This is a genomic window from Nocardia bovistercoris, assembly GCF_015674855.1.
GTDB lineage: Bacteria > Actinomycetota > Actinomycetes > Mycobacteriales > Mycobacteriaceae > Nocardia > Nocardia bovistercoris.
On sequence record NZ_JADMLG010000005.1, the window covers coordinates 312,849 to 336,068 of the forward strand.

Annotated in this window: 27 protein-coding genes; 9 read left to right on the forward strand and 18 right to left on the reverse strand. The window is 66.5% G+C overall.

Features of this window, described 5'->3' with window-relative positions; genetic code table 11:
* Positions 1-38 precede the first annotated feature (38 nt).
* The 11 genes from IT779_RS15065 to rpsH all read right to left on the reverse strand — a co-directional run bounded on the left by IT779_RS15065 (position 39) and on the right by rpsH (position 7,955).
* A complete protein-coding gene (locus tag IT779_RS15065; protein ID WP_332838807.1) occupies positions 39-1,565 on the reverse strand; it encodes a hypothetical protein in 1,527 nt (508 codons plus the stop codon).
* A 176-nt stretch (positions 1,566-1,741) separates the two neighbouring features.
* Positions 1,742-2,218, reverse strand: a complete 477-nt coding sequence (locus IT779_RS15070) for a YbaB/EbfC family nucleoid-associated protein (protein WP_196149927.1) — start codon at positions 2,216-2,218, stop codon at positions 1,742-1,744.
* Between the two features lie 154 nt (positions 2,219-2,372).
* Positions 2,373-3,176 carry a type I methionyl aminopeptidase gene (gene map / locus IT779_RS15075; protein ID WP_196149928.1) on the reverse strand — a complete coding sequence of 268 codons (804 nt, stop codon included), beginning with the start codon at positions 3,174-3,176 and terminating at the stop codon, positions 2,373-2,375.
* A 29-nt stretch (positions 3,177-3,205) separates the two neighbouring features.
* The gene (locus tag IT779_RS15080; protein ID WP_196149929.1) at positions 3,206-3,751 is read right to left on the reverse strand and encodes an adenylate kinase; all 546 of its coding nucleotides are present in this window, start codon (positions 3,749-3,751) and stop codon (positions 3,206-3,208) included.
* Positions 3,748-5,070 (reverse strand): preprotein translocase subunit SecY, encoded by a 1,323-nt coding sequence (gene secY / locus IT779_RS15085; RefSeq protein WP_196149930.1) that lies wholly within the window; start codon positions 5,068-5,070, stop codon positions 3,748-3,750. The genes IT779_RS15080 and secY overlap by 4 nt, the downstream gene beginning before the upstream one ends.
* A 167-nt stretch (positions 5,071-5,237) precedes the next feature.
* Complete coding sequence (rplO, locus tag IT779_RS15090) at positions 5,238-5,681, reverse strand: 50S ribosomal protein L15 (protein ID WP_196149931.1); 444 nt, start codon at positions 5,679-5,681, stop codon at positions 5,238-5,240.
* A 1-nt stretch (position 5,682) separates the two neighbouring features.
* Positions 5,683-5,862 (reverse strand): 50S ribosomal protein L30, encoded by a 180-nt coding sequence (gene rpmD / locus IT779_RS15095; RefSeq protein ID WP_040864898.1) that lies wholly within the window; start codon positions 5,860-5,862, stop codon positions 5,683-5,685.
* Positions 5,862-6,521 (reverse strand): 30S ribosomal protein S5, encoded by a 660-nt coding sequence (gene rpsE, locus IT779_RS15100; protein WP_196149932.1) that lies wholly within the window; start codon positions 6,519-6,521, stop codon positions 5,862-5,864. The genes rpmD and rpsE overlap by 1 nt, the downstream gene beginning before the upstream one ends.
* 70 nt (positions 6,522-6,591) lie before the next feature.
* A complete protein-coding gene (gene rplR / locus IT779_RS15105) occupies positions 6,592-6,999 on the reverse strand; it encodes a 50S ribosomal protein L18 (protein WP_232541756.1) in 408 nt (135 codons plus the stop codon).
* 2 nt (positions 7,000-7,001) lie between these two features.
* Positions 7,002-7,541 (reverse strand): 50S ribosomal protein L6, encoded by a 540-nt coding sequence (rplF, locus tag IT779_RS15110; protein ID WP_196149933.1) that lies wholly within the window; start codon positions 7,539-7,541, stop codon positions 7,002-7,004.
* Positions 7,542-7,556: 15 nt separating this feature from the next.
* Positions 7,557-7,955, reverse strand: coding sequence for a 30S ribosomal protein S8 (gene rpsH / locus IT779_RS15115; protein WP_196149934.1), 399 nt, complete (start codon positions 7,953-7,955; stop codon positions 7,557-7,559).
* 477 nt (positions 7,956-8,432) lie between these two features.
* Between rpsH and IT779_RS15120 the strand changes: the two genes are divergently transcribed.
* The 3 genes from IT779_RS15120 (at position 8,433) to IT779_RS15130 (ending at position 10,249) form a co-directional block, all read left to right on the forward strand.
* Entirely contained in the window at positions 8,433-9,086 is a 654-nt protein-coding gene (locus IT779_RS15120; protein WP_232541757.1) for a Uma2 family endonuclease, read from the forward strand.
* A gap of 77 nt (positions 9,087-9,163) precedes the next feature.
* Positions 9,164-9,469: a hypothetical protein gene (locus IT779_RS15125; RefSeq protein WP_196149935.1), complete on the forward strand. Its 306-nt coding sequence runs from the start codon at positions 9,164-9,166 to the stop codon at positions 9,467-9,469.
* Between the two features lie 486 nt (positions 9,470-9,955).
* Positions 9,956-10,249, forward strand: a complete 294-nt coding sequence (locus IT779_RS15130) for a hypothetical protein (RefSeq protein WP_196149936.1) — start codon at positions 9,956-9,958, stop codon at positions 10,247-10,249.
* A 75-nt stretch (positions 10,250-10,324) separates the two neighbouring features.
* Here the strand turns inward: IT779_RS15130 and IT779_RS15135 are convergent, their stop codons facing one another.
* Positions 10,325-11,836: a hypothetical protein gene (locus tag IT779_RS15135; RefSeq protein WP_332838808.1), complete on the reverse strand. Its 1,512-nt coding sequence runs from the start codon at positions 11,834-11,836 to the stop codon at positions 10,325-10,327.
* Between the two features lie 683 nt (positions 11,837-12,519).
* Here IT779_RS15135 and dtd point away from each other — a divergent pair.
* The 4 genes from dtd (at position 12,520) to IT779_RS15155 (ending at position 15,368) form a co-directional block, all read left to right on the forward strand.
* The gene (gene dtd / locus IT779_RS15140) at positions 12,520-12,951 is read left to right on the forward strand and encodes a D-aminoacyl-tRNA deacylase (protein WP_196149937.1); all 432 of its coding nucleotides are present in this window, start codon (positions 12,520-12,522) and stop codon (positions 12,949-12,951) included.
* A 266-nt stretch (positions 12,952-13,217) separates the two neighbouring features.
* Positions 13,218-14,705, forward strand: coding sequence for a hypothetical protein (locus IT779_RS15145; RefSeq protein WP_232541758.1), 1,488 nt, complete (start codon positions 13,218-13,220; stop codon positions 14,703-14,705).
* Between the two features lie 52 nt (positions 14,706-14,757).
* Entirely contained in the window at positions 14,758-14,997 is a 240-nt protein-coding gene (locus tag IT779_RS15150) for a ribbon-helix-helix domain-containing protein (protein WP_196149939.1), read from the forward strand.
* A complete protein-coding gene (locus tag IT779_RS15155; RefSeq protein WP_196149940.1) occupies positions 14,994-15,368 on the forward strand; it encodes a PIN domain-containing protein in 375 nt (124 codons plus the stop codon). Before IT779_RS15150 ends, IT779_RS15155 begins: the two co-directional genes overlap by 4 nt.
* Positions 15,369-15,485: 117 nt before the next feature.
* Here the strand turns inward: IT779_RS15155 and IT779_RS15160 are convergent, their stop codons facing one another.
* The 5 genes from IT779_RS15160 to IT779_RS15180 all read right to left on the reverse strand — a co-directional run bounded on the left by IT779_RS15160 (position 15,486) and on the right by IT779_RS15180 (position 18,966).
* Entirely contained in the window at positions 15,486-15,671 is a 186-nt protein-coding gene (locus IT779_RS15160; protein WP_014981705.1) for a type Z 30S ribosomal protein S14, read from the reverse strand.
* Between the two features lie 4 nt (positions 15,672-15,675).
* The gene (gene rplE, locus IT779_RS15165; protein ID WP_196149941.1) at positions 15,676-16,239 is read right to left on the reverse strand and encodes a 50S ribosomal protein L5; all 564 of its coding nucleotides are present in this window, start codon (positions 16,237-16,239) and stop codon (positions 15,676-15,678) included.
* A 2-nt stretch (positions 16,240-16,241) separates the two neighbouring features.
* A complete protein-coding gene (rplX, locus tag IT779_RS15170; RefSeq protein WP_196149942.1) occupies positions 16,242-16,559 on the reverse strand; it encodes a 50S ribosomal protein L24 in 318 nt (105 codons plus the stop codon).
* The gene (gene rplN, locus IT779_RS15175; RefSeq protein ID WP_067861039.1) at positions 16,560-16,928 is read right to left on the reverse strand and encodes a 50S ribosomal protein L14; all 369 of its coding nucleotides are present in this window, start codon (positions 16,926-16,928) and stop codon (positions 16,560-16,562) included.
* 286 nt (positions 16,929-17,214) lie between these two features.
* The gene (locus IT779_RS15180; protein WP_196149943.1) at positions 17,215-18,966 is read right to left on the reverse strand and encodes an MFS transporter; all 1,752 of its coding nucleotides are present in this window, start codon (positions 18,964-18,966) and stop codon (positions 17,215-17,217) included.
* 814 nt (positions 18,967-19,780) lie between these two features.
* Between IT779_RS15180 and IT779_RS15185 the strand changes: the two genes are divergently transcribed.
* Together IT779_RS15185 and IT779_RS15190 are read left to right on the forward strand one after the other, a co-directional pair.
* Positions 19,781-20,758, forward strand: coding sequence for an ABC transporter substrate-binding protein (locus tag IT779_RS15185; RefSeq protein ID WP_196149944.1), 978 nt, complete (start codon positions 19,781-19,783; stop codon positions 20,756-20,758).
* Positions 20,759-20,774: 16 nt separating this feature from the next.
* Positions 20,775-22,148: a SagB family peptide dehydrogenase gene (locus tag IT779_RS15190; RefSeq protein ID WP_332838809.1), complete on the forward strand. Its 1,374-nt coding sequence runs from the start codon at positions 20,775-20,777 to the stop codon at positions 22,146-22,148.
* Here IT779_RS15190 and IT779_RS15195 read toward each other — a convergent pair.
* Positions 22,138-23,205, reverse strand: a complete 1,068-nt coding sequence (locus IT779_RS15195) for a DUF6545 domain-containing protein (RefSeq protein WP_196149945.1) — start codon at positions 23,203-23,205, stop codon at positions 22,138-22,140. The genes IT779_RS15190 and IT779_RS15195 overlap by 11 nt on opposite strands.
* Between the last annotated feature and the right edge of the window lie 15 nt (positions 23,206-23,220).

A 23,220-nucleotide genomic window follows, 5' to 3' on the forward strand; every position in this document is an offset into this window, starting at 1 on the left:
CGGTGTCCGAAGCCGCGCACCGAATACCACCGCGTGCCTCAGATTTCCATACCACCGTGCCGCAGCTGAAAGCGCCGCTCGAATTCGGCGGCGAACGCCGAGGGCGCCACCGAAGACGAAGACTGTTCCAGCACACCGTCATCCGCGATATAGAAGATCGCGCGACCGAGTGCGATCTCCCCCGGCGCGGTGGGCACATGCACCATCCAGCCGACGCCGATCCGCTCCGCACGCAGGTTGTCCAGCGGATAACCCGTGGTGTCCAGATCCTTTCGGACCACGAACTCCCGCACCAGGGCGATCGCCTCGTCCCGCGGCATCGGCTCGGGCACCCGCAGCGTCACTCCGGCCATCACGAGCTGATAGAACGCGCTGTCGACATCGAAATCGGCAGCGGAGCCGAAGACGTCGACCAGTGTCTCCCTGGTGACCACGCCGACCTCGGCGGCCGACACCAGCGTCGTCACGGCCGCCACCTGCCGTTCGTTCGGATCGCTCGCGACGAGTCCAGTCACCACATCGATCACGGTCTCGGAGGACCAGATCCCTGGAACGGCGACCGCGAGCTCACTCGCCGGGGGCGACGCACCGCGATACCATCTGCCGCCCTCCCACCAATAGCAGAAAGTGAGCAGGCCGGTGACCGCGCGCGGGTTCAGCACCGGATCGGCGACCCAGTCCGGGGCGCCCGCGTACAGTTCCGGCATCGGCGCACCGCGGTTGTACATCGCGTCGAGTTCCGGCGCGTTCCATACACCGCCCGAGAGCACGGCGCGACCACCCGGCAGCGCGTACAGGGTCGAGCCGCTGCGTTTCGCTCCCTCGAACCACCGCACCGAGGGCAGCACCCTCGGCCCCCACCGCGAGCGGACCGCGACGAACGCCGCCGCGATGACCGCCCAGCGGGCCGACATCACCGGGAATGCCGGAAAGTCCTGCTCCGACAATGCCGCCCGCACCCCGGAGGCTCGGTCCGCGCGCGCACGCGCGGCGGCGACATCGGCACGACGGGACTGCCTGCCCCCGTGTGCGACGTAGGCCGCCAGCCATACCGGCAGCGACGAGCGCGGGTATGTCTCCAGGTCGGCGCGGTAGACATCGGCCGCGAACAACTGGTCGTCCGGAAAGGGCTCGTCACCGTAGTCGTAGTCGATATCGATCTCGCCCGCGCGACTGAGCGCCAGTTCCATTCGCCACCATGGCCCGTCACCGAGTTGAGCGGACACGTGCCGGTGTTCGCGGACCAGCGCCAACACCTTGTCGCTCGGCTGCACACGCACGAGACGCCGCTGCTCGTCGGTGAATACGACCACCGCCGACTCCGCGGTCGTCGTGAACGCGAAGCCCGCCTCCACCTCGACCCAATCGGGCGGACCCAACAGAGCCAATTCGCGGCCGATGCCATGGCCGAGCGTCCTTGCGCGTTCGGCGGTACCGACAGGGCTCGCATCCTCCCCGAGCGCGAAAGCCACGTCGGGCGTCTCGGTCTCGGCGTCCGCGCCGCCTGGTTCATCCGTTGTTTCGTCGCGCCGATCCTCGGCGGGCTGGTCACCTGTGCTGGTCACGTCGCGCCAATCTCCTCACGCGCCACCCGACGCCGTCGATCCGCGACGGCGTCGCGTTGCCCGAACCGTGTCAGCGCCCATCTTGGCACAGGCTGATCAACCGAGGTCGCCTCAGGCCGTGGCCGGAGGCACGGGTATCAACGCGCCGAATAATCGCACGACAGTGCGAAATTCGATCACCACACCGTGTCGGTGGCTTTCCGGGTCGGCGTATCCGACACTATCTCCACATTCTCGAATCCGGGCCGCTCGCCGTCGCCCGCGGTGACCGGACCCGGTTTCGGCGCGTTGGGCAGCGCGAGATCAGGCATACCTTCGATCAGATCCGAGAGTTTGGGAAGTCTGGCGCGTTGTTCGTCCAGCGGCCGCATCAGCTCGCTCTGACGCTCGGCCAGATCCGCGGCGGCACGCTGCGCCGCGTCGGTGACGGCCTTCGCGATCTCGGCATAGCTCAAATCCTCGATCGACGGGCCGAATTTCGTCTCGACGACCGTCCCGTTCGCATCGACGGTCATCCGCACTCGCCCCTTGAGAACACTGGCGGTGCCGGTCAATTCGGCACGGACACCCTGGATCCGCGCGATAGTGCGAAACTGCTCCTGTACCTGATCCAGGATCGAAGCGAGTTCGGCCTTGGCATATTCATTGGTCACGACTGTCCGATCGACTCGACACCGGGCATTGGCCGACCCGACCGGCAGTCGCGCCGATCGGTTCGTCGGTCAACGACAGTCGATCAGAGTGAATCCACAGTATCGAACGGTGGAATTCGACACGTCGATTACGAATCGCGCACGGCGCCGGACATCACTCGGGACGCAAGGTGAGGATTCGGGGACCGTCCTCGGTGACGGCGACCGTATGTTCCCAATGCGCCGCGCGACTGCCGTCGGTGGTGACCACCGTCCAGTCGTCACCGAGCACCTTGGTGTCGGTGCCGCCGAGCGTCAGCATCGGCTCGATGGCCAGTACCGACCCCACCACGAGTTTCGGGCCCTTGCCCGGTGCGCCCTCGTTCGGCAGGAACGGGTCCATGTGCATCTCGCGGCCGATGGCGTGGCCGCCGTACCCGTCGACGATGCCGTAGGCGCGGCCGTGTTCGCGCTCGGCGGCGCGGGTGCCGAGTTCGATGGCGTGCGACACGTCGGTGAGTCGGTTACCGGGCAGCATCGCCGCGATCCCCGCCTCCATGGACAGTCTGGTGGCCTCGCTCAGCAGTTGATCGGCCTCGATGATCTCGCCGACGCCGAAGGTCCACGCCGAATCGCCGTGCCAGCCGTCGAGGATGGCGCCGCAGTCGATGGAGACCAGATCGCCGAGGCCGAGCACCTCCGCCGCGGTGGGGATTCCGTGCACGACCCGATCGTTGACCGAGGCGCAGATCGATGCGGGAAAACCGTGGTAGCCCTTGAAGGACGGCACCGCGCCCGCATCGCGGATCACCTGTTCGGCGACCTCGTCCAGCTCCAGTGTCGACACGCCGGGCTTGGCGGCCTCGCGCACCGCGACCAGGGCGCGGCCGACGACGGCGCCTGCCGCCGCCATCGCGTCGAGCTCACCGGCGGTACGGAACGGCACCACCTTCTTGTTCTTGTTGCGACCGAAAACCATGGCGGCTCAGCGTTGTCCGGTCGGGGGCATCAGTGTCCCAGCGCCGCGATGGCGCGGGCGTTGACCTCGTCGACCTCGCCGACGCCGTCAACCGTGACGACGAGACCGTCGTAGTGGTCGAGCAGCGGTTCGGTCTCCTCGCGATACACCCGGAGGCGGTTGCGGATCACGCCCTCGTTGTCGTCGTCACGCCCGCGCGCGAGCATCCGGTCGACCACGGTGTCCTCGGGCACGACGAAGCACAGCACCGCGTCGAGCTTGGTGTCCGCGTCGCCGAGGATCTTCTCCAGCGCGTCGGCCTGGTCGACCGTGCGGGGGTAGCCGTCGAGCACGAAACCGTTGGCGGCGTCGGGCTCGGCGACCCGCGCCTCGACCATGCGGTTGGTCACATCGCTCGGGACCAGATCGCCCGCGTCCATGTACTTCTGCGCTTCGCGGCCGAGCGGGGTCTGCTGGCTGATATTGGCGCGGAAGAGATCCCCGGTCGAGATGTGCGGAACGCCCAGCTTCTCGGACAGCAGGACGGCCTGGGTGCCTTTGCCGGCTCCCGGCGGACCTAGCAGAACAACTCTCACTTGAGGAACCCTTCGTAATTTCGATTCATCAGCTGGCTCTCGATCTGCTTCACGGTGTCGAGACCGACGCTCACCATGATGAGCACCGCGGTACCGCCGAACGGGAGATTCTGGGTGCCACCGGACGCGCCGATGTCGAGGAACAGGTTCGGCAGCACCGCGACCAGACCGAGGTAGATGGAGCCGGGCAGGGTGATGCGGCTCAGGACGAAATTCAGGTAATCAGCCGTCGGCTTGCCCGGACGGTAGCCCGGGATGAAGCCGCCGAACTTCTTCATCTCGTCCGCGCGTTCCTCCGGGTTGAAGGTGATCGCGACGTAGAAGTAGGTGAAGAACACGATCAAACCGAAGTAGATCGCGATATAGACCGGGTTGCCGGGATTCACCAGATATTTCTGGATGATCTCCTGCCACCAGTTCGGATCGGTCGCGTTCTGGGAACCCGTCAGCTGAGCGATCAGGTTCGGGAGATAGAGCAGCGAAGACGCGAAGATCACGGGGATGACGCCCGCCTGGTTGACCTTCAACGGCAGATAAGTGGACGAGCCACCGTACATCTTGCGGCCGACCACGCGTTTGGCGTACTGCACCGGAATCCGGCGCTGCCCCTGTTCGACGAAGATCACCGCGACGATGATCGCGAAGGCCGCCACGCAGACCAGGCCGAAGATCAGGCCGCCGCGGCTGTCGAGAATGTTCTTGCCCTCGGTGGGGATGCGGGCCGCGATACCGGCGAAGATCAGCAGCGACATGCCGTTGCCGACGCCGCGCTCGGTGATCTGCTCGCCGAACCACATGACCAGCGCCGCGCCCGCCGTCATGACCAGGACGATGATGACCATGCCGAAGATCGAGGTGTCGGCAAGGATGTCCTTCTGGCAGCCCTGCAGCAGCTGTCCGCGCGCCGCCAGCGCCACCAGGCCGGTGGCCTGCAGGATCGCCAGCGCGACCGAGAGGTAGCGCGTGTACTGCGTCATCTTGGTCTGGCCGGATTGGCCTTCCTTGCGCAGTTCCTCGAACCGCGGGATGACGACCGTCAGCAGCTGGATGATGATGCTCGCGGTGATGTAGGGCATGATGCCGATCGCGAAGACCGACAACTGGAGCAGCGCACCACCGGAGAACAGGTTGATGAGCTGGTAGATGCCCTGCGAATCACCGCCGGAGACCAGGTCGATGCACTCCTGCACGGCCTTGTAGTCGACCCCGGGGGACGGCAGCGAGGCACCCATGCGGTACAGCGCGACCAACCCCAGCGTGAAGAGAATCTTCCGCCGTAGATCCGGAGTCCGGAAGGCCGATACGAAGGCGGAAAGCACAGATCCTCCTGGCGCGAACGACATGGTCATGACATGGATATTTCAGCGATGTCCAACTCTGGAGAACGCCGAAACCATGACGAGGCTTGGCAGACAACAGTTGAACTCTAACAGTGGCACCGGACGGGCCTTCACCCGTCCGGTGCCACTACGAGTCGAGAATACCGTCAGCCCAGCTCGGTGACAGAACCGCCGGCCGCGGTGATCTTCTCCTTGGCGGAGCCGGTCACCTTGTCGACGGTCACCTGGACCGCGACGCCGATCTCACCGTCGCCGAGAACCTTGACCAGCTGGTTCTTGCGCACGGCGCCCGCCGCGACCAGCTCGTCCTTGCCGACGGCGCCGCCATCGGGGAACAGCTCGGCGAGCCTGCCGACGTTCACGACCTGGTATTCCACGCGGAACCGGTTCGTGAAGCCCTTGAGCTTGGGCAGCCGCATGTGCAGCGGCATCTGCCCGCCCTCGAAGGCCGCCGAGACGTTCTTGCGCGCCTTGGTGCCCTTGGTGCCGCGACCAGCGGTCTTGCCCTTGGAGCCCTCACCGCGACCGACGCGGGTCTTCTCGGTCTTGGAACCCGGAGCCGGGCGCAGGTGGTGCAATTTGATGGTCATGTCAGACCTCCTCAACTGTCACGAGGTGGCGCACGACGTTGATCAGCCCGCGGTTCTGGGCGTTGTCCTCGCGGACCACCGTCTTGCGGATGCCACGCAGGCCGAGGGTGCGCAGGCTGTCCCGCTGATTCTGCTTGGCGCCGATCGAACTCTTGATCTGGGTCACCTTGAGATCCGCCATTACCTGGCACCTCCCGCTGCTTGGGCGCGCGCACGCAGCATGCCCGCCGGGGCGACATCCTCGAGCGCCAGGCCACGACGGGCCGCGACCTCTTCGGGACGCTGGAGTTGCTTGAGGGCCTCGACGGTCGCGTGCACGACGTTGATCGCGTTGTCGCTGCCGAGCGACTTGGCCAGAATGTCGTGAATGCCCGCGCATTCCAGCACGGCACGAGCCGCGCCACCTGCGATCACACCGGTACCGGGCGAGGCCGGACGCAGCATGACCACACCGGCCGCCGCCTCACCCTGAACCGGGTGGGTGATGGTGGAGCCGATCATCGGAACGCGGAAGAAGCCCTTGCGAGCCTCCTCGACGCCCTTCTGGATGGCCGCGGGAACTTCCTTGGCCTTGCCGTAGCCGACGCCGACCAGGCCGTTGCCGTCACCGACGATCACGAGGGCGGTGAAGCTGAAGCGACGACCACCCTTCACGACCTTGGAGACGCGGTTGATCGCGACGACGCGCTCGAGCTGGTTCTTCTCCGCGGCGTTGTCGCGGCGGTCGCCGCCACCGCGACGATCGCCGCCGCCACGACGGTTGTCGCGGCCGCCCTCGGGGGAGTTTCCGTTCTGTCCGGCGGGTCCGTTGCCGCCGTCACGCCTCTGACGTCCCGGCATCAGACGTTCCTTCCATTGATGAAATCGAATCGGGAGCTGTGCTCACTATTCGCTCCGCAAGCTGCGCTCATTAGAATTTCAACCCACCTTCACGAGCGGCGTCGGCCAAGGCGGCGATCCGCCCGTGGTAATCGTGACCACCACGGTCGAACACCACGGCTTCGACACCGGCGGCCTTGGCGCGCGCGGCCAGCAGTTCGCCGACCTTCTTGCTCTTGGCCGACTTGTCGCCGTCCAGTGCGCGCACATCGGCCTCGATGGAGGAGGCGGCGGCGATGGTCTTGCCGACCGAATCGTCGACCAGCTGCGCGTGCAGGTGCCGCGAGGAGCGGTTGACGACCAGGCGCGGACGCTCGGTGGTGCCGACGACCTTCTTGCGCAGACGGAAGTGACGGCGGGTCTTGGACAGCCGACGCGTGGTCGACACGTCCTTGCCACGCGGCTTGCGCTTGGCGATCTGGTTTGCGGTTTGCGCCATCGTCACTTACCTGTCTTTCCGACCTTGCGGCGAACGACCTCGCCGGCGTAGCGGATGCCCTTGCCCTTGTACGGGTCGGGCTTGCGCAGTCCGTGGATCACCGCGGAGATCTGACCGACCTTCTGCTTGTCGATCCCGGACACGGAGAACTTGGTGGGCGATTCCACCGCGAAGGTGATGCCTTCGGGCGCCTCGATCGGCACCGGGTGGCTGTAGCCGAGGGCGAACTCGAGGTTCGAGCCCTTGGCGGCGACACGGTAACCGACGCCGAAGATTTCCATCTTCTTCTCGTAGCCCTTGGTGACGCCCTCGATCATGTTGGCGACCAGGGTGCGGGTCAGGCCGTGCAGCGCGCGGTTCTGCCGTTCGTCGTTGGGGCGCGTGACCTCGAGCTGGCCGTCCTCGCCCTTCCCGACCACGATCGGCTCGGCGACCGTGTGCGAGAGGGTGCCCTTGGGCCCCTTCACCGACACGGCCTGGCCGTCGATGGTCACCTCGACGCCGGACGGAATTGCGATGGGCTTCTTGCCGATACGCGACATGTCTCCAGTCCTCCCTTACCAGACGTAGGCGAGGACTTCGCCGCCCACGCCGGCTTTTGCCGCCTGACGGTCGGTGAGCAGGCCGGTCGACGTGGAGATGATCGCCACGCCGAGGCCGCCGAGGACCTTGGGCAGATTGGTGGACTTCGCGTACACACGCAGACCCGGCTTCGACACCCGGCGCAGCCCCTGGAGGCTGCGCTCCCGGCTCGGACCGTACTTGAGGTCGACGACCAGGGCCTTGCCCACGGGTGCGTCCTCGGTGCGGTAGTCGGCGATGTAGCCCTCGCGCTTGAGGATCTCGGCGATGTTCGCCTTGATCTTCGAGTGCGGAGCCTTCACCTGATCGTGGTACGCCGAGTTGGCGTTGCGCAGACGCGTCAGGAAGTCTGCGATCGGATCAGTCATGGTCATGGTTCGACCTTGACACCTTTCTCGCTGCGGTTCCCATGCAACATCCGCGTGCGTTCACGCACGTCAGCGCTTCGCGCACACGAATCGTGGGCCTACAACAATTCGGCGGTCCGGCCGACTCTTGTCGACCGGATGAGTACTCGTTCGGAGCCTCGGCGCCCGAGCGGGTCGCATTCCCCCGAACGACGATCACGCCGTTCGACCGGGGACATGCGGACATGGAAATGCCCAGGCAACCGCCCTAGTGTAGGCAATCCCCTGATCAGCACAAAATCCGGGTGCCCGCGTTTCGGCCGGGTCGCAGGCGAGCCTGCCCGATCGACGGCGACCGCGCCGTCCCGCATCTCCGACAGGATGTCGTCCGGATCACAAAGCGCTCCGATTGTCGCGACGGACGGCGGCCGCTCGCTACGAACATAGCTGCGACCTGCGATAACGGAATGCTGAACAGCGAATCGACCGACTACCATGAGCGACATGGCGCGTCCGCGGATCGAACACCCCGACCTCCCCGAGTACATGACGTGGGAGCAGCTGGAACAGCTACCCGAAGAGGTCGCGCGCCAAATCGAACTGTGGGACGGACGCGTCGTCTGGCTGCGGCGTGGACCGGCGGAGCATCAGGCATTCACCTTCGCCCTGACGAGTTCGCTGAAGCAGAACGCGAAAGCCGCCATGAAAGGTGCGCCGGACCGGTGCTGGCGAGTCGACTTCGAGACGAACGTCTTCTTCGGCTCGAGCGGCAAATCCGACTTCGTGACCCCCGACTTCCTCGTCTACCGATGCCTCGACGCGCCCTACCAGGACATCCGAGCTGCCGATGTTCTGGTAGCGGGCGAAGTCCTCTCCCCCTCCAACTCCCAAACCGACATGATCGCCAAACGAGCCAGATACGCCAAGGCAGGCATCCCCTGGTACTGGGAAGTGACTCTCGAACGGGAGAGAAGCGCCATCGCCATGATCCGAATATTCGCGCTCGAACGCGAACACGGCCCACTCCCCGAAGGCGTACACCCCCTCTACCCCTCCAACTACCTACCGACCGAGGAATGGACCCCGAAAGACTCCGAAGCCATCCACACCGACCACCCCTTCCCGATCCACATCCCCTGGCAAGACCTCGAATTCTGACCGTCGGTTCGATCCTCGTCATGTTCGCGGCGAAACGTCTCGCGGCGCTTACCGAAGCTACGGCGGTGGTCACGTAATTGCTCGCCGCCGAGGCAGCACTCGCGCGAACCGATGTCCCCGCTCCGATCGAGTTGGGTCAACTCGCGTGGCTCGCGGAGTTCGATCGTGACGACCGCGACGCGGCGATCTCGGAACTCCGCGACGCGCTGGTGCTGACGATGACCGCCGCAGACTCCGGTCCCCTCCGCGAGACGCTGCGCGCGTGGACGACCACCGCCGCGGTCATGCGCGATCCCGTGCGACGAGCTGCCCACACGGGAGCTGTCCGAGAAACCGATTCCACCGAGGTGTTCCCTCCGGCGGTCGGCGATACCGAGCGGTGACCTTCGCCCGACACTTGCCACCCTTTCGGCACCGCGCAAGGCAGATCAGCCGCACTGCTCGATCACGCACGGCCTGGTCCTGAAGATCGACTTCGGGAATCGCGGAAACATTCTCGCTGTCGGATAGCTCAGATCCGTACGACCGCTTGCGGACTCGATGGATGGGGCGTTCGACGCATGTGCGCCACCGGGGTGGCGGCGGAACGAGTGGGTGGCGTAATAGAGTGCAGCACAGCGTGACCCGTCACGGCGACACCTACCGTGCGTGATCCGCGCGGGGATCGGATCGCCCGCAACGAATGAAACGGACGTGCACATATCGGTACTGCCGCACGGTTTCGGACTCGAATCAGGAACGGGCCCGAATCTCGCGCATGCCCGCGTCGATGGCCGTCCTCGTCCAGGGCTGTGGCGCTCGATACCGCGCCGATCTCGCGGACCATCCCCGCATGCCCGACTGAAAACCGTATACGGAGCCATGATCCGATGAGCACACGCGCCACCCGCGCCGACGACGAACCCCTGTGGACCACCGTCGTGGCCGACCAGCGGGCTTTGTGGTTCGTCCGCGCCGGGGTGATCCACGTCGAGACGATCCTCACCCCGGACGGCGCCGTCGACCTGCGCGGCGAACATCTCGGCGGCTGCATCGACGCCATGCCGCGTGAATTGTGGAACCGGGTCCGCTACGACTACGAGAAGTACTGTGGAACACCGAATTCCGCACGTCGGAATACCAAGCCCACACCCGAGCGCGGCTCCGAGCCGTCGACGCCGTGATCAGCGACGTCGATTCCTGATCGTCAGCGGGCGACTCGCCACATCCGATGTCGAGACCGGGCGGGCGCGCACCACTCAACCGCCCGAGGAACCGTGCCGCTGCTGGAAACGCCGTTCGAACTCGGCGACATAGATCGAAGGCGCCACCGAGGACGAAGACTGTTCGAGGACACCGTCGTCGGCGACGTAGAAGATGGCGCGGCCGAGGGCGATCTCGTCGGGGCGGGTGGGGGCGTAGACCATCCAGCCGATATCGATCCGGTCGGCCCGCAGTTCGTCCAGCGGATAGCCCGCGCTTTGCGGACCGTTGTCGGTGATGTAGCGGCGCACCCGCGCGATGGCTTCCTCGCGGGGCATCGGCTCGGGTTCGGCGAGTGTGACACCGGCCAGCGTGAGCTGGTAGTAGGCACTGTCGATATCGAAATCGCCGGTGTCGCCGAATACTTCGACCAGGGTGTCGCGCGTGACCACCCCGACTTCGGCGGCCGAGACCAGAGTGTCCACGGCCGCGCGCGCCCGCGGGTCCGGCTGCTCGGCGAACAGGTCGCAGATGACCGCGACGACGGTTTCGGTGGTCCAGATTCCCGGCAGCGCGTCCACCAGATGTTCGGAACCGGGCGAGTCGCCGCGATACCACTCACCGGCCTCCCACCAGTAGCAGAAGGAAAGCAGACCGTTCCCGGCACGAGGGTTCAACACCGGATTCGCGACCCACGCGGGCGCACCCGCGTACAGCAGCGGCGCGGCATGACCGCCGTTGTAGGTGGCGTCGAGCCGCTCGGCGTCCCACACCCCGCCGGAAAGCACCGCGCGACCGCCGGGCAGCACATACAGCGTCGAACCGCTGCGCCGCGAACCTTCGAAGAACCCGAGAGCGGGCAGAATACGCGGCCCCCACTGCGATTCGGCCGCCACGAACGCCGCCGACATCACCGCCCACCGCCCCCACAGCACCGGCAGCGCCGGGAAATCCCCCTCGCTGCGCACCGCCCGCACATCGGCTTCCCGATCCGCGCGCGCCCCCGCCGCCGCCACCCGCGCGGGCCGTGACTGCCTGCCGCCGTGGCGGATATACGCCGCCAGCCACACGGGCAGATTCGCGCGCGGGTAGACCTCGAGGTCGGCGGCATACACCTCCCTCGGGAACAGTTGGTCGTCCGGAAACGGTTCGTCGCCGTAGTCGTGATCCACCTCGATCACGCCCTCGTCGGTCAAGGCGAGCAGCATCCGCCACCACGGACCGTCACCCAATTCCGCCGACAGATGCCGGTGTTCACGCACCAGGGCCAGCACGTCCCGGTCAGGATGCGCGCGCACCGACCGCTCGTGCTCGTCGAAGAAGAACACCTGCACCATCTCGGCGCCGACGGTGAGCGTGAACACCGCCTCGAGGCGGAGCCAACCGGGCGGGCCGATCGCGGCGAGCGCGCGGGCGATCCCGTGACTCAGCCGTTTCGCGCGTTCCTCGGCGTCGAGTGGTTCGTCGGCGATGGCGAAGCCGATGTCCGGAAGGTCCTCGGCCGATACCGCATCGACCGAGGCATCGCCGACGTGGGACGAACGGGAATCGCGCGCAGGCTCCGCCACGGATTCGCGGACATCAGAATCCGCGGATTCCCCTGTGGCACTCGGGATTTCGGCATCCAATTGACTCCGCTCGGCGAACCCATCCGCACTGGCGGCCGAAGCGGCGGCATAACCTTCCGCTACCACCCAAGCGGCAGTGTCCCCTTCGACCATCCAGGTCGCGGCGGCACGCTCGACCATCCGAGCGCAGGCGGCACCCTCGACCGGTCCGGTCGCAGCGTCACGTTCATGCGTGCGAGAGGCAGCATCACCTTCTTCGCCCGAAGTCGGGTCGGGAACAGGTACGCCCTCGGCGGCGGCGAGGGATTCGATCGAAGCGGTACCCGGCTCCCCGGCGGAACCGGCCTGCCACGTCGTCGAGGCGGACGCACCACCTTCGGCCGAGGGCGGAGAAGACCCGGCCGGACCTGCGAAATCGTCGGGGAACGCGGCGGATTCGGCGGTCGGATCCGCGCGGCGAGCGTCGTCACCATCCGGACCGTGTGAGGTGGTCACGTCGCAACCTCTCGTCGTCGCATCGAACGCCGACCGGCTCCGCCGTGCGATGCGGCGGTGTGCCGACGGCTGTCGTTCGGCCCCATCCTGGCACAGTCGCGCCGATCGGGTCGGACGCGCTCAGGTCCGTGCGCGCATCCGACCGACGCGACCGCGAGCGGGTCGACATCGGATGCGACGATCTGGGGATGCGTGTAATTCTCCAGCGTGTCACCGCGGCGCAGGTCAGCGTCGACGGTGCGGTTGTCGGTCGGATCGAGCCGAATCCGCAGGGGTTGGTCGCGCTGGTCGGTGTGACGCACGGGGATGACGCGCAGCGGGCGAAAGCGTTGGCGGACAAGGTGTGGCGGTTGCGGATTCTGTCCGGCGAACGGTCCGCCGCCGACCTGGGCGCGCCGATCCTGGTCGTCAGCCAGTTCACCCTGTACGCCGACACGGCGAAGGGGCGGCGACCATCCTGGTCCGCGGCCGCGCCCGGCGCGGTGGCCGAACCCATCGTGGAGGTCTTCGCGGATGCGCTGCGCGACGCGGGCGCGACCGTCGCGACGGGCCGTTTCGGCGCGCACATGAGTATCGATCTCACCAACGACGGTCCGGTGACGGTGATCCTCGACGCCTGACGCGCCGCCCGCTCACCCGAACCGCTGTTCGCGCCCGGTCACCGCACGCCCCGACCGCCGAGCCCATCCCGGATGCCGAACCCGTCACGACGTAAGCGCTCACTCCCCGCCCCTCACGCACGACGGCCGGTCGGCGGCGGTTTGCCGAAAGAACCGGTGACGGCCCTTCCGCAGCGGCGCGCCGCCGAATATGGCACACTCAGCGAGCACGAGTGCGGCCAATCGACGCCCGTGTGCGGAAGGTGATGCGCGAGTTGAGGATCGCGATGGAATTGAGCGCGATCGAGCGCCAAGTGGCGGTTGACCGCAGCGCGGCCAGGGATCGGACCCCCGAGAGTGAACTGCAGCTCGCGGCCACGCTGAACGAGCTGGCCAAAGCGCTGCTCGCGACCAAGACGAACGGTGCGCCGCGCGACCGCACGCCCGAGGCGATAGCGCCCGCACAGGAGGCGGTCGGGATCCGGCTGCATTGGCTCGCGAACGGTTACGTCAGCGCCAGGCACGCGGGTGACGTGCAGGAAGCGCTGCGTACATTCGAGCAGGCTACCCGCCAGACCGGTCACCGCGAACTGGCGGTGAGCACGATCCGCAACGCCTGCCACACCTACCGCGAGGTCGCCCAGGCCTACCCGCACGTGGCGGGTACCTGCGCCGACGGACTCGGAAAATGCGGCGTCTGGCTGGGCAGACTCGATCAGAACGCGGCCGTCGCCGCCACCGTCGATGCCGCCCGCATCCGCGCCGACCTCGCCTCCGCCAGTCCAGAACTGGCGGGCAAATACCTGGCGAGCTTGAGCACCCTGCTGCGCACTTTGATGGTCGGGCGCTCCCGCAAGCAAGCGATCTCGATGTATCGGGAGCACTATTCCGCGTTCACCCCGATGAGTTTGCAGATCCGGTTGCGCGCGTGTTCGGTGCCCGACCTGGATCTCACCCCGAAGTCGGTGCAGGCGCTGACCGAGTTGGAGTGCCGGACGCTGGAACAGGCGGGCCGCATCACCCAACAGCAAATCCTGCGCAAGACCTCGGGTGACCTGTCGACGGTCGAGGAGATCAACTGGCGACTCGCGCTGGTCGGCATGCGCCCGCTCACGCCGGGCTCGGATCCGGAACCGCCGTCGATGCCGGTGGAGATCGGCCCCACATTCGGCGCGCTCGGTGTGCGCTGTCCCGACCGCGACGCGATCGCCCAGTTGAAGGCCGCCATCGTCGCCGCCTACGCCATGGACGACATCCAGCCGGTCGACAGCACCGCCTACCCGGACCCGGGCGCTCTGGGCGCGGCCGAATTCAATCCGGCGAGCACCCTCGGCGAGGATGTGGTGCTGATCGAGATGTCGGACGGCGGCTGGGTCACCGTGATGAGCCTGAACTGGGAACTCGCCCCCGTCGGCAAACACCCGCTCGCGCTGCGCCTTTCGCAGGACTGGCCGGTGATCAGCGTCACCGCCACCGACAACCGCTCCTACGAGCTGTGCCGCTACGACGGCGGCCGCCCCACCCAGTACGCCGCCCTCGGCAGACCCCCCGGCACGAGCACCGTCCAGGACCCCCTGCTCCCCCTCGACTTCGAATGGCTGGCGACCTACGGCGCCCATTTCGCCACCGAGAACAAATTACGCGTCGCATTCGGCAATACCCGCAGCTTCGCCAACCTCACCTTCCTCCCCAACGCGGGCATCCGACAAATCCGCAAAACCCTCCCCCTGATAGACCACGACCACGTCCTGTTCTTCCGCAAAAGCACTTCCTGAACCACACACCAGCGAGTATGAACATGTTCATACTCGGTGATAGGATTCGGGTATGAAGCGGATCACTATCAGCGTCCCCGACGAAGTCGCGGCCAAGGCCGACAACGCGGTCGCACAAGGAGAAGCGACGTCGGTATCGGCCTGGTTTTCCGAGATCGCCCGCAGAGAGCCCGACTGGTTCGCGGCCGAGCAGGCCGCCGACGAACTCGCCACGGAGGCGGGAGTGACAGACGCCGACCTCGCCTGGGCCCGCGCGACACTCGGCCTCGACTCCATCGATGAAGTCGCATGATCGTCCTGGACACCGGCGCGCTGATCGGAATAGAGAAGCGTGACGCGAGGACGGCCGCATTGATCCAGACCGCCATTGGAGCACGTCGACGTATCACGCTGCCTGCGACCGTACTCAGCCAAGCGTGGCGCAACAGTCCCCGCCAACATCCGATCGCACGCCTGCTGGCAGCCGATGGCTTGATCGTCGCTGAGCTCGATCGTCGACACGCACTTGCGGTGGGCACATTGCTGGCAAGGTCAGGCACCACCGATGTCGTCGATGCCCACGTGATCGTCTGCGCTCGCGCCACGCGCGCGGCAACTGTGGTGACCTCCGATCCTGACGATCTTCGCCGCTTGGACCCGACGATCGCGCTCACCGTGGTGTGAAGCGCGTGCGACTGAGCCCATTCTCCACACCACCCATCGGACGCCCGAAAGACACGGACTCGGGGAGTCCGTGTCTTTCGCGGTATTCGGTTTCAGGCGCGCCTCAGGGGCGCGGGCTCACCAGGAGCTCTTGTGAACTCCGGGGAGTTCGCCGCGGTGCGCCATTTCGCGCAAGCACACGCGGCACAGGCCGAACTTGCGGTAGACCGCGTGCGGGCGACCGCACCGCTGGCAGCGGGTGTAGGCGCGGACCGCGAACTTCGGCTTGGCGTTGGCCTTGTTGACCAGTGCTTTCTTAGCCATGTGCTCAGTTCTCCTTGAACGGGAAGCCGAGGTGCTTGAGCAGGGCACGGCCTTCTTCGTTGTTGGTCGCGGTGGTGACCACGGTGATGTCCATACCGCGCGGGCGGTCGATCTTGTCCACGTCGATCTCGTGGAACATCGACTGCTCGCTCAGGCCGAACGTGTAGTTGCCGTTGCCGTCGAACTGCTTCGGCGACAGGCCGCGGAAGTCGCGGATACGGGGCAGCGCGATGGAGACCAGGCGGTCGAGGAACTCCCACATGCGGTCGCCGCGCAGGGTGACCTTCGCGCCGATCGGCATGCCCTCACGCAGCTTGAACTGCGCGATGGACTTGGTCGCCTTGCGGATCTCCGGCTTCTGGCCGGTGATCAGGGCCAGGTCGCTGACCGCGCCGTTGATGAGCTTCGCGTCGCGGGCGGCGTCGCCGACACCCATGTTCACGACGACCTTCACCACGCCGGGGATCTGCATCACGTTGGCGTAGTTGAACTCGTTGTTCAGCGCGTCCTTGATTTCCTCGCGGTAGCGAAGCTTGAGGCGCGGCTGGATCTTCTCGGTCGTGGTCATAGTCAGATGTCCTTCCCGCTCTTACGGGAGATGCGAACCCGCTTGCCGGTCTCCTCGTCGGTCCGGTAGCCGACGCGGGTCGGGTTGCCGTCGGAGTCGACGACCATCACGTTGGACACGTGGATGGAGGCTTCCTGGGTCACGATGCCGCCCGAGGAGGCGCCGCGCTGGTTGGCGGAGTTCGCGACGTGCTTCTTGATCCGGTTCACGCCCTCGACCAGGACCCGGTTCTCCTTCGGGAAGGCCTGGATGACCTTGCCCTTGGCGCCCTTGTCCTTGCCCGAGACGACAAGCACGGTGTCACCCTTGTGCACCTTCATCTAGAGCACCTCCGGGGCGAGCGAGACGATCTTCATGAACTTCTTGTCGCGCAGTTCGCGGCCGACCGGGCCGAAGATGCGGGTGCCGCGCGGATCGTTGTCCGGCTTGATGAGCACGGCCGCGTTCTCGTCGAACTTGATGTAGGAACCGTCGGGACGGCGGCGTTCCTTGACGGTGCGCACGACGACGGCCTTCACCACGTCACCCCGCTTGACGTTGCCGCCCGGGATGGCGTCCTTCACGGTGGCGACGATGATGTCGCCGATTCCGGCATAGCGGCGCGACGATCCACCGAGAACGCGGATGCAAAGGATTTCCTTCGCTCCCGTGTTGTCGGCGACGCGCAGCCGCGACTCCTGCTGAATCACTTCAGCCTCCTTGACCTGGACGTATAAGCCCGCCGGATTGCCGACCCGACGAGCATGGTCATGTCACCACCGAAACGCGCGCCTGCCGGCGGAATCTCCTCCACCGGGGGTTCGCGGCCGGATCGCGGGTAGAGCTCCCGCAGGCAACCGGTCAAGCATAGGTGAACGCCCAGGTCGTTCCCAAATCGCCCCCGCTCATCGCGCGCCTGCCCAGGGCGGTGCAGAGGCAGCGGTGGGCGATGTCGGGGCGAAGGCGGTCGCACCGAACCGGACTGTCGACGACGTGTCAGCGCGCGGGGACGGGAACTTCGACTTCGGTGTCGAGGGTTTCTTCGTCGAGGACGGGCTTTTCGGCGCCGAACCAGGAGGCGATGGCGGCGAGCAGCATCATGGCGGCGGCGGTGAGGAAGACCACTACGAGGCCGGTGTGGAAGGGGCCGGTGAGGAGGTTGGGGAAGAATTCCTGGCCGGTGAGGGTGTCGGCGTGCACGCCGGGGGCGGTGAGTTCGCCGGTGGGCCCGAGGAGTTCTTCGACGGGGTTGAAGCCGAGGAAGGCGGCGAACATGCTCGCCACCGGCGGGGTCGCGGCGACTTCGGCGGCGGCGGAGGCCGAGACGCCCTGGTCTCGCAGACCGGCGTCGAGGGCGTCGGGCAGTCCCGCGGCGAGTCCGGCGACCATGAGGGAGAAGAAGATGCCCATGGACAGGGCGTTGCCGCCGTTGAAGAGGGTGCCGCGCATGCCGGAGGCGGCGCCGCGTTCGGCGGCGGGCACGCTGGACATGATGGCGGCGGTGTTGGGCGAGAAGAACAGGCCGCTGCCGAGTCCGTTGACGAGGATGATCAGCGCGAACAGTCGATAGTCGAAGTCGACGGGAATGATCAGCAGCGCTATGAAGGTGGCGCCGGTGATCAGCGCGCCGCCGGTGGTGAACGGGCGCGAGCCGTAGCGATCGGACAGCCAGCCCGACAGCGGTCCGGCGGCGAGGAATCCGACAGTGAGCGGCAGCATGTAGATGCCCGCCCAGAGTGGTGTCGATTCGAAGTCGTAGCCGTGCAGCGGCAACCAGATGCCCTGCAACCAGATGATGAGCATGAACTGCATGCCGCCGCGCCCGATGGAGGCCATCAGGTTGGCGAAGTTGCCGAGACCGAAGGCCCGGATGCGGAACAGCGCCAGATCGAACATGGGTTGGGCGACGCGGGTCTCGACCACGCAGAATGCGACGAGCAACAGCAGGCCGCCGAGCACGGAGCCGAGCACGAACGGACTGGTCCACCCGGTGGCGTGCCCGCCGTAAGGCTGGATGCCGTAGGTGATGCCGGTGAGCAGCGCGGTCAGCCCGAGACCGAAGGTGATGGTGCCCGCCCAATCGAGGCGCCCCTCGGTGCGGATGCCGACCTCGTGCAGCGACCGGTAGGACCACACGGCCCCGATGACAGCGATCGGCACGCTCACCCAGAACACCGCCCGCCAGTCCCATTCGGAGAGCACGCCACCGATCAGCAGGCCGAGGAAGGATCCGGCGACGGCGGCGACCATGTTGATACCGAGCGCGGTGCCGCGCTGATTGGCGGGAAAAGCGTCGGTGAGGATCGCCGAGGAGTTGGCGGTGAGCATCGCTCCGCCAACGCCTTGCACGATTCGCCACACGATGATCCACAGCGCCCCCGCGGTGCCGTGCCCCGGATCGATGGACAGCGCGACCGCACAGACCGCGAAGACCGCGAACCCGAGGTTGTAGATGCGCACACGCCCGAAGATGTCCCCCAAGCGACCGAACATGACAACGAGAACCGCGGTGGCAAGCAGGTAACCCATGAGCATCCACAGCAGGTAGCCCACATTGGAAGCGTCGAGCGGATTCATACCGACGCCACGAAAGATGGCAGGCAGCGAAATCAGCAGGATCGAGGAGTTGACCGCGGTGAGCAACACACCGAGCGTCGTATTGGTGAGCGCGATCCACTTGTAGCGCGGATGGTCCCTGTCATAACGCGGACGACGAACACGACCTGGGCCAACGGACAAATCGGTCACGAAAACCCCTCACACTCGAAACTACCCCGACCACAATATCTTTAGCAGAGGTAATTATCAAGCCAACCGAACCACCCCCACCCAACCAGCCACATAGGTTAGCCTTGGCTGACTCAGACCCTCCCCGCCGCAACACCCCTCCCCCCTCGGGAGCAAGCCCGACAAGCGACAGTCCGTACCCGCCCCACCCCCGAACCAACCCTCGGCAAACCGAAGAGTGCCTCATTCCAAGCCCCACCCAGCCCCAAGGGAGCGAGCCCGACGAACGACGGTTCGCAGCCATCTCACGTCCCACCAACCAAACCCGAACCCGCACATCCCCCCTCACCCGACCACAAGGGAGCGAGCCCGACGAGCGACGGTTCGCGGCCGTCTCGCGTCCCAGCGGGCGAGACAATGCGACGCAGGAGCAAGTATCGCCCGCTGGGACGCGAGACTCCCAGGGCCGCGAACCCGCGGCGACGAAGTCGACGCCAATAAACACAGCCGCGTCAAACCATTGGGTAGCTGTACCTCAGCGTCGTGCGGTGTCCTACAAACCCAGCCCCACACCGCTACCGAGCAGCCACACCCAACTCACACCATCCCCAGAAACCCCACCCTTCGGAGCAACCCCAACACCCCCACAACACCAAAGGCGAAACCATCGCGTCTCAACGCAGCGATCAGATCGCGATTCTCAATCAGCGGTCGAGTCCTCACGGGACGGTGAACACCCATTCTCCGTCAGCCACGAACTGAGCAAACAGCCATACCCACCGCTCCAAGGTGATTCGACGCGGGACCGATCACCCGCCAAGAAAGGTAAACAACGATGAAGCCTGCCCGCCCAAGACGCAGTTTCACCCGCGCGACCATCACAGCGCTGGCGGGCGCACTCGCCTTCGCAATCACCGGATGCGGATCACCCGACAACACCGCCCCCACCACCGACTCCATCGTCATCCCCCACGCCCGAGGCGAAACCACCCTGAACAGCACCCCCCAACGCATCGTCACCCTCGGCAACCAATGGCTCGACACCGCCCTCGCCCTCGACACCGTCCCCGTCGGCTACCTGGACAATGTCGCCATCGCCGCCAAGGGCAAACCCCCATGGCAACCCGACAAACTGGCCTCATCCACATCCCTGGACAGCATCGCCAATATCTCCGAACAGGTCGCCGCCCTCGAACCCGACCTGATCCTGGTAGACCCTTTCATCGCCGACCAGAAGACCTACGACGACCTTTCCCGAGTCGCCCCCACCGTGCCCGGACTGACCAGGGACTCGGTCGGCAAATGGCAGGACCAGGTCACCACACTGGGCAAGATCCTCGGCAAACAGGACAGCGCCGCCGCGGTGATCGCGAGCGTGGACGGCAAGATCGCGGGCATCGTCGCCGCCAATCCGGGCTTGAAGGGCAAAACCTTCGCCAGCACCTGGTTCGGCAGCCCCGCCCAGGTGATGGTGCTCACCGACCCCGCCGACGGATCGTCGCGGGTATTCGCCGAACTCGGCATGAGCATCCCGAAGAACCTCACCGAACAACCCTCGAGCGGCGGCCGCCTCGCGCTGTCCACCGAACGCCTGAACGAAGTCACCGCCGACCTGCTGCTCGCGGGCTACTCCCCCGGCTACGAGGAGAAGTACCGCCAACTGCCCGGATACGCCGACCTGCCCGCGGTGAAGAACAACGCGGTGGTGTTCCTGACCACGCTCGACATCACCGCGGTGAACCAACCGACCCCACTGTCGGTCCCCTACATCCTCGACAAACTGAATCCCGCGCTGGTCGCGATCGCCGAGTAGAGAGCGAGTCACCGCCGTGCCGACCCTCACCTCCTTCGACCAGACCCGACTGTCCCTGCGCGCGGGCGCGACCTGCCTGACCACCCCGGCGGGCGCGATCCTGCTCGATCCCCCGATCAATCAGAAGCTGACCGGGTTGAGCAAAGCCGAACTGCTCACCCTCAAAACCCTCAATCGCGGACCGGCCACCATCGCCGAACTCAGCACGGCAGCGGGCGGCGAGAACATAAGCGACCTGCTACAACGACTCGACGCCGCGGGCTGGCTGGCGGTGACGGTGCGCGACAGCGGCCACGACCTCTACACCGTGCACCCCTTCGGCAGGCCGGGTGAGCGCAGCGATTCGAGTCCGACCTCCTCGGCGGTGCTGTCGAAATTCGCGGTACTCCATCGCGACGCCGACGGATTCGTCCTGGAACATCCGCTGTCCTGGTGCGATGTGCGCATCCACGACGCGCGCCTGCTGACCCTGCTCGACGCGAACACCGAGACCGCACTGCCGGAGGCGGTCCGCACGCGCTTCGCCGATGACCTGTTCCGCCTCGGATTCCTCGTCGCCGACGCGGACACGGAGGGACGCGCTTTCACCACGCGCGGGTGGAGTGCCCCCGATCTCTGGTTCCACCGTCGCTCGACGCTCGGCGACCGAGTCGTCACCTGGGAACATTTCGGCCCGACCAAATGGGCGAAGGGGCAGTTCCCGCAGCCGCCCGCACGCAAGGCGCCCTATCCGGGCGAGGCGATCGCGCTGCCGGTGCCCGATCTCGACGAACTGCGCGCACAGGACCCATCCCTCACCGCCGTCATCGAGGACCGGATCTCCACCCGCGCCTTCGACGACAACGCGCCGATGACAGTCGCGCAGCTGGGCGAACTGCTGTATCGCACGGCGCGCAGCAAAGGCGTGCGTTCGGAGGTCGATGGCGAGGAACTGGTCGCCAAGCCGTACCCGAGCGGCGGCAGCGTCTACGAACTCGAGCTGTACCCGGTGGTGCGCAATGTCGCGGGTCTCGCACCTGGCATGTACCACTACGACTCCCACGACCACGTCCTACGCCCGGTCGCCGCGGCCGACAGTACCGCGGTGGCCAAACTGGTGAAGTCCACCTCGGCGACCCTTGCCGACGGCGCCGAACCGCAGGTGCTCATCGTGATGGGCGCGCGGTCAGGGCGGATCATGTGGACCTACGAACAGGTGTCCTACGCGGTCATCCTCAAACATGTCGGCGTGCTCATGCAGACCGTGTACCTGGTGGCGACGGCCATGGGGCTCGGCGCCTGCGCGCAGGGATTCGGCGACACCGCGGCCTTCGTGACGGCGGCGGGCGTGGACGAACTCGAGGAATGCAGCGTCGGCAGCATCATCGTCGGGTCGCCCGCTAGAGGCTGAGCACGGAATCCGGTGTGGCGGCGAGATAGTCGCGTTTCACGCGCGGCCAGCGCGCCGCAAGGTCGAGCAGGTCGCGCAGTTCGGAGTCGTGGCCGTGCGCGGCGAGTCGCGGTTCCCGCGACGCGGATTCGGCCGCGGACACCAGGCGCAGCGTCTGGCCGCGAAGGTCGTCGGGGCGGTAGTCGGCGGCGTGGCGACGCAGTTGCAGCAGGGCGTCGCGGATCTCGATGGCCATCCGATACCGCCGCGACGCGGGTCCTCGGTCGGCGACGGCCTCGGGTGCGAGCGCGACGTGTGGGACGGCGGCGATGAGATCGGACCAGAGCGGATGCAAGCGACGGCAGTCCCGGCTGTCCCGGTCCAGGTCGAGGCGGACCAGCGCGATATGCACCAGCGGAATCCCCATCAGGCCGATGATGGCCGTGAAGAAGGAGAACCCGGCGATCGACCACTGCTGCCCGAGATCGGCCATCGGCGCGCCACGGAAATACAGCACGAGCAGCGCCGCGGCGTAGCAGATCCAGAAACCCGCCACCGCGGCGAACAGCGTGAAGACAAGCCTGCGGACGAACGGTGTCCGGTCGGATCGGATCTCGCGGATCCCGGCCCGCAGCAACAGAAATCCGGACAGCGCGACCGGTACACACTCCAGGGTGGCCGCCATGCTGTACCACGCTTTCGGCACACTCGCGGGCACGGCCCCGAAGAAGTGTGCCGCGTCGATCGTCAGCGTCACGGCGATGCCCGCCACCGCCAACAAGTCGTATCGGCGCTGCCGCTGCCAGGCGTCGTGCGGATCCGCGCCCGCGAGCAGTCGTGCGGCGCCGTAGATGCAACTCGGGCCCGCGAAGCCGAATATCGCGCGCATGTGAGTGATCGCGTCGACGCCGAACGGCTCGATCAACACGATGAGGACCACCCCGAAGCTGCACACGGTCAGCGCACGGTTGATCAGCCGATCGGTGAGATTGTCACGAAGGAATACGCAGCGCAGCAGGCTGACCGTCAACGCGAAGGTGGCGATCACCCACATGATGCCGGGCGGCAACCCCATCATGCTCCGGCCCGTCCT

Bases quoted from the DNA above. Each gene is read 5' to 3' on its own strand.
- map (WP_196149928.1), bottom strand. From the start codon at position 3,176: ATGGTTTTCGGTCGCAACAAGAACAAGAAGGTGGTGCCGTTCCGTACC.
- rplO (WP_196149931.1), bottom strand. From the start codon at position 5,681: ATGACCATCAAATTGCACCACCTGCGCCCGGCTCCGGGTTCCAAGACC.
- rpmD (WP_040864898.1), bottom strand. From the start codon at position 5,862: ATGGCGGATCTCAAGGTGACCCAGATCAAGAGTTCGATCGGCGCCAAG.
- rpsE (WP_196149932.1), bottom strand. From the start codon at position 6,521: ATGCCGGGACGTCAGAGGCGTGACGGCGGCAACGGACCCGCCGGACAG.
- rplR (WP_232541756.1), bottom strand. From the start codon at position 6,999: ATGGCGCAAACCGCAAACCAGATCGCCAAGCGCAAGCCGCGTGGCAAG.
- rplF (WP_196149933.1), bottom strand. From the start codon at position 7,541: ATGTCGCGTATCGGCAAGAAGCCCATCGCAATTCCGTCCGGCGTCGAG.
- rpsH (WP_196149934.1), bottom strand. From the start codon at position 7,955: ATGACCATGACTGATCCGATCGCAGACTTCCTGACGCGTCTGCGCAAC.
- IT779_RS15120 (WP_232541757.1), top strand. From the start codon at position 8,433: ATGGCGCGTCCGCGGATCGAACACCCCGACCTCCCCGAGTACATGACG.
- IT779_RS15130 (WP_196149936.1), top strand. From the start codon at position 9,956: ATGAGCACACGCGCCACCCGCGCCGACGACGAACCCCTGTGGACCACC.
- dtd (WP_196149937.1), top strand. From the start codon at position 12,520: ATGCGTGTAATTCTCCAGCGTGTCACCGCGGCGCAGGTCAGCGTCGAC.
- IT779_RS15145 (WP_232541758.1), top strand. From the start codon at position 13,218: ATGGAATTGAGCGCGATCGAGCGCCAAGTGGCGGTTGACCGCAGCGCG.
- IT779_RS15150 (WP_196149939.1), top strand. From the start codon at position 14,758: ATGAAGCGGATCACTATCAGCGTCCCCGACGAAGTCGCGGCCAAGGCC.
- IT779_RS15155 (WP_196149940.1), top strand. From the start codon at position 14,994: ATGATCGTCCTGGACACCGGCGCGCTGATCGGAATAGAGAAGCGTGAC.
- IT779_RS15160 (WP_014981705.1), bottom strand. From the start codon at position 15,671: ATGGCTAAGAAAGCACTGGTCAACAAGGCCAACGCCAAGCCGAAGTTC.
- rplE (WP_196149941.1), bottom strand. From the start codon at position 16,239: ATGACCACGACCGAGAAGATCCAGCCGCGCCTCAAGCTTCGCTACCGC.
- rplX (WP_196149942.1), bottom strand. From the start codon at position 16,559: ATGAAGGTGCACAAGGGTGACACCGTGCTTGTCGTCTCGGGCAAGGAC.
- IT779_RS15185 (WP_196149944.1), top strand. From the start codon at position 19,781: ATGAAGCCTGCCCGCCCAAGACGCAGTTTCACCCGCGCGACCATCACA.
- IT779_RS15195 (WP_196149945.1), bottom strand. From the start codon at position 23,205: ATGATGGGGTTGCCGCCCGGCATCATGTGGGTGATCGCCACCTTCGCG.